We start from the raw sequence: 7,792 nt of genomic DNA on the forward strand, positions 1-7,792 counted from the left end.
AGGCAAGGGCTTTGAGAGAGTAGTCGACCTGGTCGAGATCGCCGGGTCGCTGCGCCCGCTGGCGGCCGTCATGGCGGGTGGGGAACGCGTCGAAGACCTGCTCCTCGTCGAGTCGGCCCGCGACCACGGCATCATCGACCGCATCGTTCTCGTCGGCAGGAAACAGCGCATCGCGGAAGCCGTCGAGAAGGTGGGCATCGACGTGCCGGAACACGACATCGTCGCCGCCGGAAGCGACGAGGAGGCGGCGGCCGCGACCGTGGAGCACGTGAGGTCCGGCGCGGCGGAGATGGTGCTCAAGGGGAGCACGCCCACACACGTGCTGCATCGTCATATGCTGCCGCTCGCGATACGTTCCACCGTCAGTCTCGTCTCGATTTTCGACGCCGCGCCCATTTCGAACGGGCGCCCGATGATCCTCACCGATGCCGGCGTTACTACCGTGTGCACGTACGCACGAGTCGCCGGGCTGATCCGCAACGCGGTCGATGTGGCGCGCAGCGTCATGCAAATCGACCGGCCCCGCGTGGCGCTGCTCTCCGCAAACGAAAAGATCCTGCCCACGCTGCCGTCCACGCAACTGGGCGCGGAATTCACGCGCCGCGGATGGCCCGACGCGTTCGTCTACGGCCCGTTGTCGCTGGACTTGGCCACCGATCCCCGCGCGGTCGCGTCCAAGGGCCTGCCCGATGTGCCGGGCGCACGTGAAGTGGCCGGGCGAGCCGACATCCTCGTGTGCCCCTGCATCGACTCCGGCAACGTCATCTACAAAATGGTCAGCGCCTTGATCAAATACGGCGAGGCCTCGCTCGCGAATATCATCATGGGCTTTCCCAAACCCTACGTGCTCCTTTCGCGCTCCGACGCGCTCGAGACGCGCCTGAATTCCCTCGCGCTCGGCGCGATCTACGCCCAGCGCGGGCTCGGTGAACAGCCCAGGCCCGTTGCGGCGCCGGCGCACCGGCGCCTCTATCGCATCGTGGCCGTCAACCCCGGCTCGACGTCCACTAAAATCGCGTTGTTCGAAAATGATCACTGCGTGGAGCAGTTGGAGTCCGAGTACGCCGTTCCCAACGTCCTGACCGTAGAGGAACGGCGGAATCAGGCCGCTGAACTGGCGCAACGGGTCCTGGATGCGCTCGACGCCGCTGACTGGAAGCACGTGGACGCCGTCGCGGCGCGGGGCGGATTTGTGCCGCGCCCGCCGGGTAAGCTGTCCGGCGGCGCATACGCCATCGCGGAGGTCCAGAACGGCGCCGTAACGGTCAACAAAGCGCTCGTCGACGCGGTGCTTGAGCACCCGGAGAAGCATCACGCGAGCAATCTGGGCATCCCCGTCGCCGCAATACTGGCCCGGACGCTCCAGGCGCCGGCGTACACGGTGGACCCGGTGGTCGTTGACGAATTCACGCCCGAAGCCGAAATCTCCGGGTATGCCGGGATTGCGCGGCGCGACGTATCGCACGCGCTGAGCGTGCGCGCCGCGAGCCGCAAGGCAGCGCAGACCGTGGGCCGACCGCTGGAAGAAATCAACCTCGTGGTCGCCCATCTCGGCGGCGGCGTGACCATTGCCGCCGTGCGCCACGGCCGCATGGCCGACAGCAACATCTCGCTTCTCGGCGGCGGGCCGTTCACGCCGCAGCGGGCCGGGCAGTTGCCCGCTTCGGAATTGATTGACCTTTGTTTCAGTGGGCGCTTCACGCGCGAGGAACTCTTTGAAGAACTGACCAGGCGCGGCGGGCTCCAGTCCTACCTCGGCGAACACCGGCTCGACGCGATCGAAGAGCGCATCCGCGCGGGCGACGGCCATGCGCGGCTGATCGTCGAGGCCATGGCGTACCAGATCGCGAAGGAGGTCGGCGCCATGCATGTCGCCGCGGGCTGCGATATAGAAGCGATCGTGTTTACCGGCGGCATGGTTCGGTCCGAGCGCATCCGCAACGAATTGCGCAAGCGGTTAGGCCGGCTCGCGCCCATTCTGATCTTCGACGAACCGCTCGAAATGGAAGCGCTCGCCGCGGGCGCGCTCGCCGCGCTCACCGGCGAAGCCCCGCCGAAACGATACGCCTGGGGAGGGCCAGACAACGACGGGGAAGGAGGAAACCCACATGAGTGACACCGGAAAACGGCACTGGGTGTTCCGCGCGCATGTTCTGGACCGCGCCGGCGCCCTGACCAGCATAGCCTCCGCATTCAGCAACGAAGGAATCAGCATCGACACCGTCGTCGGACACGGCCTCGAAGAACACGCGGGCGTGGACGGCAGCGTCGTCATGACCTTCTGGTGCGACGAACGCGAGAGGGACATCATGGTCCGGAAGGTCCGCCGGCTCAGCAAGATAACGGGCCTTGAAGAACACCCCTACAACTCTCAGAACCTGCGCAAGTCGGCGATTATCACCACGAACCGGCGTCTCGCCCCGCATGACGTTGCCGGCGAACAGACCTTTCTGACCTGTGAAATCGTGAATTCCGGCGACGGAACCTGGACCTATTTTCTGGCGGGCTCGCCCAGCGAACTGGACCCCGTGCTGGAACGGCTCGCAACGCAAGGCGTCATCCAGGACATCGTCTATTCCGTGATAGGACTGTAGCACGAAAGGTACGGACGCGGCTGAAAGAACGGGTGAAGCCGTTTCCGCGGCCGCGCGCGAAGCGGCCGGCTTGTCAGGTTCCGAAGTCGAGTCCAGCGCGGAACGCCGCGCGGTTGCTCTCGAGCATGGCGGCGCGCTTGCCCGTGGCGCCGTCCTTGAAGATGTCCTCGATCGTTGAGACCTTGACGACGGGCTCCGCTTTCAGCAAGGCGCCCAGCGCAACGATGTTCGCCGAGCGTTCCGTGCCCACGGTCTCCTTTGAAATCTGGGTAGCGGGAATCCACACGACGCGCAGATCGCTTCGGCGCAACGTCGAGGAATCGGCGAGACTCGTGTTCGCGACAAGCAGGCCGCCGGGCCGCACCACGGCCTGGAACTTGTCGAGAGACGCCTGGTTCATCAGCACGGCCGCACTAGGCTGGTCGAGTGTCATCGCGCCGATTTCTTCGTCCGAGATAAACACGACGCAATTGGCCGTACCGCCACGCATAGCCGCGCCGTACGTAGGCAGGAATGTGGCATTCAACCCCTCGCGAAGCGCGGCTTGGGCAAGCACATCGCCCATGTATAGGATACCCTGTCCGCCAAAGCCCGCCATCGTGAACTCAAACAGCATGGCAGGTGCCTTGGCTGACGCCGTTGATTTCCGGCTCTTGGCCGGCCATGGGTCTCTCGGGGACCTTCCCGGCCACGTCCTTGAACAGGCCGAGCGGGAACACCTGACACATCTCGTTTTCCACCCACTTCTGCGACTGAATTGCATCGAGATGGAGATTCGTCGGGCAGGCCGACAAAACCTCGACAAAACCAAATCCGCTGTACTTGATCTGGATTTCAAACGCGTGAAAAATCGCCTTGCGCGCGCGGCGTATCTGTTTCGGGTCGTACAGCGCGACGCGCTCCGAATACAGGACACCGTCGAGCGTGGCCATCATTTCCGCCATCTTCAGCGGATGCCCTTCGTTGTCGTGCTTACGCCCCGCGGGCGTCGTGGTCGTGCGCTGGCCGAGCAGCGTTGTCGGCGCCATCTGACCGCCGGTCATCCCGTAAACGGCATTGTTGACGTAGATGACCGAGATTCCCTCGCCGCGGTTGGCCGCGTGCATCGTCTCGCACAGGCCGATGCTGGCAAGGTCGCCGTCCCCCTGATACGTGAACACAAAAAGGTCGGGCCGGGCCCGCTTGATGCCCGTGCCGAGCGCGAGCGCGCGCCCGTGCGGCGCCTCGATCGAATCGACGTCGAAATACTTGTACAACATGACGCTGCATCCGGCGGGCGCGACCGCAACGGTCCTTTCGCCGACGCCGAAATGCTCGATCGCTTCCGCAACGATCCGGTGCGCCGTGCCGTGCGTGCAACCCGCGCAGTAATGCGTCACGACGTCGCACAAGTACCGGGGACGGTCAAAAACGGCTTCACTCATAGGTTGGGGCCTTTGATTCCGGTTGGGTTCACTTCGCGCGGCTGGAGCGCGCCATCGCGCCACCACCGGTAATGGCCCCGCGCCGCATCCACCTTGTCCGCCCATTCCGCGCCCTTGTCCACGCCGCTTCCGTGCAGATACGCGAGGATCTCGCGCGGACTGGGCACGCCGCCCGCGGGCCGCCCGCAAAAGTCGACCCGAACATCCGGCCCGAGCGCGGCCCGGACATCGTCGATCATCTGTCCGAGACTCATCTCGACAACAAGGAAGCGGCGGACCCGTTGCGCCAGCGCCCGCAAAGCCCGCGCCGGGAACGGCCACAACGTGACAGGACGGAACAGCCCCACGCGCAAGCCTTCCTCGCGCGCGCGCTGCACCGCCGACAACGAGAGCCGCGCCGAAGTACCGTAGGCCACGATGACGGTATCCGCGTCGCCGGTGTCAAACTCCACGTGCCGCTGCTCATGTTCCTCGATGGCCCGGTACTTCTCGCGCAGCACATAGTTGAGCAGTTCCTGGTCGTCGCCTTCGAGATACATGCTGCGGATATTGCGCGCCGGGCGGCCTCTTGCGCCGTCCGTCACGTAATCTTTTGTATACGTAATGACCGGGCCGGGCGGCGTCATCACCACGCCGTCCTTCATCTGACCGAGCACGGCATCCGGAAGCATCAACACGGGGTTGCGGTATTTCTCCGCCAGTTCAAACGCCAGGAACGGGAAATCGTACATCTCCTGCACGGACCAGGGCGCGAGCACGATCGTCCGGTAATCACCGTGGCCGCCTCCGCGCGTCGCCTGATAATAGTCGCCCTGGGTCGTCTTGATGCCACCAAGCCCCGGCCCGCAGCGCTGGACATTCACAATCAGCGCCGGCAACTGGCTGCCCGCGAGGAAGGAAATGCCCTCCTGCATCAGCGAGATGCCCGGACTGGAGGAACTCGTCATTGCGCGCACGCCTGTCGACGCCGCGCCCAGCACCATATTGATGCTGGCAATTTCGCTTTCCGCCTGGAGGAAGACGCCGCCTACTTCCGGCAGCCGTTTCGAGAGGTATTCAGGCACTTCGTTCTGCGGGGTAATGGGATATCCGAAGTAACACCGGCAACCCGCCTGCACGGCCCCTTCGGCCATGGCGACGTTGCCTTTTTCGAGGACACGCTTGCCCCCGCGCTCACCCACGGACTACTACCCTTTCACGCGGTCGCGTTCCCGGCCAATACCGCCTTTTCCACGTGCCGCAGGACTTTTATGGCCACATCCGGGCAGACCAGCGCGCACAACGCGCACGCGAGGCACCCGGAGTCTGCCACGAATTGAGCCGGGTAATTGCCGGCGGCATTCGGCCGCCCGCTTCTCTCGATGCAGTTTTTCGAGCATGCGTCTATACACAGATAGCAGCCCTTGCACCGTTCACTATCGATAATGATTTCGTTCACGTCACGTTCCGCCGCCATTTGGATCAGAAGACCGAACACTATCAAAAAACCATGCACGAATGCAAGAAAACGACCGTCGGCCTGATCCGCAAACCCAGCAAACAACAGGAGAAAGGCGCTCAGGTGCAGCGGCAGCCGCAACGCGAAACATGGCCGATTCGGTATGTCGAAGTACTCCCAGATTATTCGAACCGCATGCCGAGCTGGCCACCAAGCCCGAGGATGTGCCGCCGGGCAGCGTCGTATTCTTCCTCGCCGGACAGATGCTCGAGCATCAGCGGCGGTGGGTCAGGCAGCGCGGCGAGCCGCTTGAGGTACGTGGTGTAATCGAGCGCGCCCGCGCCCGGCGCCACCTCGCGGAAATGCACGTTCATCTCGACGTCCCACGTCAGGTCTTTCGCGTGGCAGCTGACGAGCCACGGGCCGAGCTTGTCAAAGCACTCGTTGAGCAGGTCCGTGTTACGGTAAAAGCGTTCCGGACAGTTCACGAGGTTGCACGGGTCGAGGTGCACGGCGAAGGCCTTGCGGTCCACAGCCTGCACCATGCGCAGATACGCGTCCGGGCTGTCCGGCAGCGACCAGCCCATCATTTCGTAGGCGAACTTGGCGCGCACCGGTTGCACCGCGTCGATGATAGCGCGGGCGTTTTCGACCGCCGCATCGAAAAAACGGGCGGACAGATTGTCCGGGTGCGGGCCGTACCAGACTTCCGGGTGACAGGAACCCGCGATATTTACGCAGCAGCGCGCGCCTATGGCCTCGGCGAGCGCAAGCCCGTCGATCACGTTGTCCAGGTTCTTGCGGCGCTTCTCCCCATCCGCTTCCATGAGATTGCACCAGCGTCCCACTTCTGCAATCACTACGTCATGCCTGGCGAACGCCTCCGCGAACGCGCGAATCCGGTCTGCGTCGCCGGACGGCACATTCGGGCAATACGCCGCCCGATATCCCAACGCGCGGTGGGCCCGTGCCAGTTCCTCGGGGCTTTCGGTCTTCGCGAATATCGGGCCGCCAAGCCGCAGCGGCGCGGACGGCGCCTCCCCCGCGGCAGCGTGGCGCAGCACGCCGGCCGCAACTGCTCCGACGACTGCGTGTTGGACAAAATCGCGCCGGCTCATAACGGGTTTCTCCATGGTTCCGTTCCTCTCCCGCGTCGCAGATAACGAACGACGCGCCCGCCGCATCGTGGCACGAATTCCAGGGGCAGGTCAACGCCTGCGGTATGTTGGTCCAGCGTGCCGGCTCCCCCTGGAGGCCCCCCCCGGGCTTCGGCGCCGTTCCCCGATACGGGGGATCGCAGCGCACTATGATGCGGGCGCGGGGCACCCGCCTGAGCAGGCAATGCGACCGGAGGCTTCCTCGGCGCTGAGGTTCTCCAGCAACGTCGTGGCCGCGGAAACACGGTTTTTGAGATGGAAGTCCAGCCATGCGCCCGTAAAGGTAAGCGTGAGCGTCTTCTGTGTCGCATCCGCCACGTATTGCCGGAACGGACAGGCAAAGCCTTCCCCAAGCTCGCAGAGCCCGGAACCTTGCGCGAATTGGCAGTGGCTTCCCTCGGTAACGGCAATGTAGTACTTGCATGGGGAAGCCAGCGCACTAAACATAGGAATCTGGTGCGAACCGGGCGGCGCAACACAATCCGAAGCGCCTGCCAGGACCAGCGCGGGAATGCTAATGCCCGCGGCCGCGTCGATGGCCGACGGATTCGTGTTTGCCGCAGCCAGCGTGACCACCGTCGTGATGTTGGCGCTGTGCGGCACGGCGAGAAAGCTCGCGCCGCCGCCCATGCTATGACCCATCACCGCGGAACGCGCCGCGACCCGCCCATACAGAGGCGATGCGGGATTGTCGCCCTCCCGCTGCAGTTGATCGACGAGAAACGCCAAATCCTTCCCAAATTCGCCATGACTTGGAAACAGGACCGTCTCCGTATCCGCCAGAACGAAAAAATACCCCATGGGAACAAGGTGTTGCCAGAGATAGTCGTAATATTCAATCGTAATCTGATAGCCGTGGCCGAACACCACGACGGGAAACGGGCTGTCGCCGGGCGCCAAGGGCACATTCTCGCCTGCAACGGCGCCAGGATAATAAACGCGTGCGTTGACGGCCCGGCCCCCGCGTGAGTCGTCCACGAAATTGAACGCGCGGAAACCCACGGCATATTCAGGTAGCTCTCCTTCGCCCTCGCCCTCGCCCTCGCCCTCGCCCTCGCCCTCTCCTTCGCCTTCGCCTTCGCCTTCACCCTCGCCCTCACCCTCCCCCTCACCCTCGCCTTCGCCCTCACCCTCCCCCTCACCCTCACCTTCACCCTCGCCCTCGCCCTCCCCCACCCC

Annotated in this window: 8 protein-coding genes; 2 read left to right on the plus strand and 6 right to left on the minus strand. The window is 64.3% G+C overall.

The window, feature by feature from the left end:
- Together buk and KA184_22035 are read left to right on the plus strand one after the other, a co-directional pair.
- Positions 1-2,116 (plus strand): butyrate kinase (buk, locus tag KA184_22030; GenBank protein MBP8132268.1); only part of this gene is annotated, 2,116 nt, incomplete at its 5' end.
- Positions 2,109-2,594 (plus strand): hypothetical protein, encoded by a 486-nt coding sequence (locus KA184_22035; protein ID MBP8132269.1) that lies wholly within the window; start codon positions 2,109-2,111, stop codon positions 2,592-2,594. The genes buk and KA184_22035, both read left to right, overlap by 8 nt.
- A 73-nt stretch (positions 2,595-2,667) precedes the next feature.
- Here KA184_22035 and KA184_22040 read toward each other — a convergent pair whose 3' ends face one another.
- From KA184_22040 to KA184_22065, 6 genes are all read right to left on the minus strand, one after another.
- On the minus strand, positions 2,668-3,210 hold the full coding sequence (locus KA184_22040) for a 2-oxoacid:acceptor oxidoreductase family protein (GenBank protein MBP8132270.1): 543 nt from the start codon (positions 3,208-3,210) through the stop codon (positions 2,668-2,670).
- Positions 3,200-4,018: a 2-oxoglutarate oxidoreductase gene (locus KA184_22045; GenBank protein ID MBP8132271.1), complete on the minus strand. Its 819-nt coding sequence runs from the start codon at positions 4,016-4,018 to the stop codon at positions 3,200-3,202. The genes KA184_22040 and KA184_22045 overlap by 11 nt, the downstream gene beginning before the upstream one ends.
- Complete coding sequence (gene vorB, locus KA184_22050) at positions 4,015-5,151, minus strand: 3-methyl-2-oxobutanoate dehydrogenase subunit VorB (GenBank protein ID MBP8132272.1); 1,137 nt, start codon at positions 5,149-5,151, stop codon at positions 4,015-4,017. Before vorB ends, KA184_22045 begins: the two co-directional genes overlap by 4 nt.
- A 62-nt stretch (positions 5,152-5,213) precedes the next feature.
- Positions 5,214-5,474 (minus strand): ferredoxin family protein, encoded by a 261-nt coding sequence (locus KA184_22055; protein ID MBP8132273.1) that lies wholly within the window; start codon positions 5,472-5,474, stop codon positions 5,214-5,216.
- Positions 5,475-5,638: 164 nt separating this feature from the next.
- On the minus strand, positions 5,639-6,589 hold the full coding sequence (locus KA184_22060; protein MBP8132274.1) for a TIM barrel protein: 951 nt from the start codon (positions 6,587-6,589) through the stop codon (positions 5,639-5,641).
- Positions 6,590-6,760: 171 nt separating this feature from the next.
- Positions 6,761-7,792 (minus strand): hypothetical protein (locus KA184_22065; protein ID MBP8132275.1); only part of this gene is annotated, 1,032 nt, incomplete at its 5' end.

Source organism: Candidatus Hydrogenedentota bacterium, assembly GCA_018005585.1.
Lineage (GTDB): Bacteria > Hydrogenedentota > Hydrogenedentia > Hydrogenedentales > JAGMZX01 > JAGMZX01.

Bases quoted from the DNA above. Each gene is read 5' to 3' on its own strand.
- KA184_22035 (MBP8132269.1), top strand. From the start codon at position 2,109: ATGAGTGACACCGGAAAACGGCACTGGGTGTTCCGCGCGCATGTTCTG.
- KA184_22040 (MBP8132270.1), bottom strand. From the start codon at position 3,210: ATGCTGTTTGAGTTCACGATGGCGGGCTTTGGCGGACAGGGTATCCTA.
- KA184_22045 (MBP8132271.1), bottom strand. From the start codon at position 4,018: ATGAGTGAAGCCGTTTTTGACCGTCCCCGGTACTTGTGCGACGTCGTG.
- vorB (MBP8132272.1), bottom strand. From the start codon at position 5,151: ATGGCCGAAGGGGCCGTGCAGGCGGGTTGCCGGTGTTACTTCGGATAT.
- KA184_22055 (MBP8132273.1), bottom strand. From the start codon at position 5,474: ATGGCGGCGGAACGTGACGTGAACGAAATCATTATCGATAGTGAACGG.
- KA184_22060 (MBP8132274.1), bottom strand. From the start codon at position 6,589: ATGGAGAAACCCGTTATGAGCCGGCGCGATTTTGTCCAACACGCAGTC.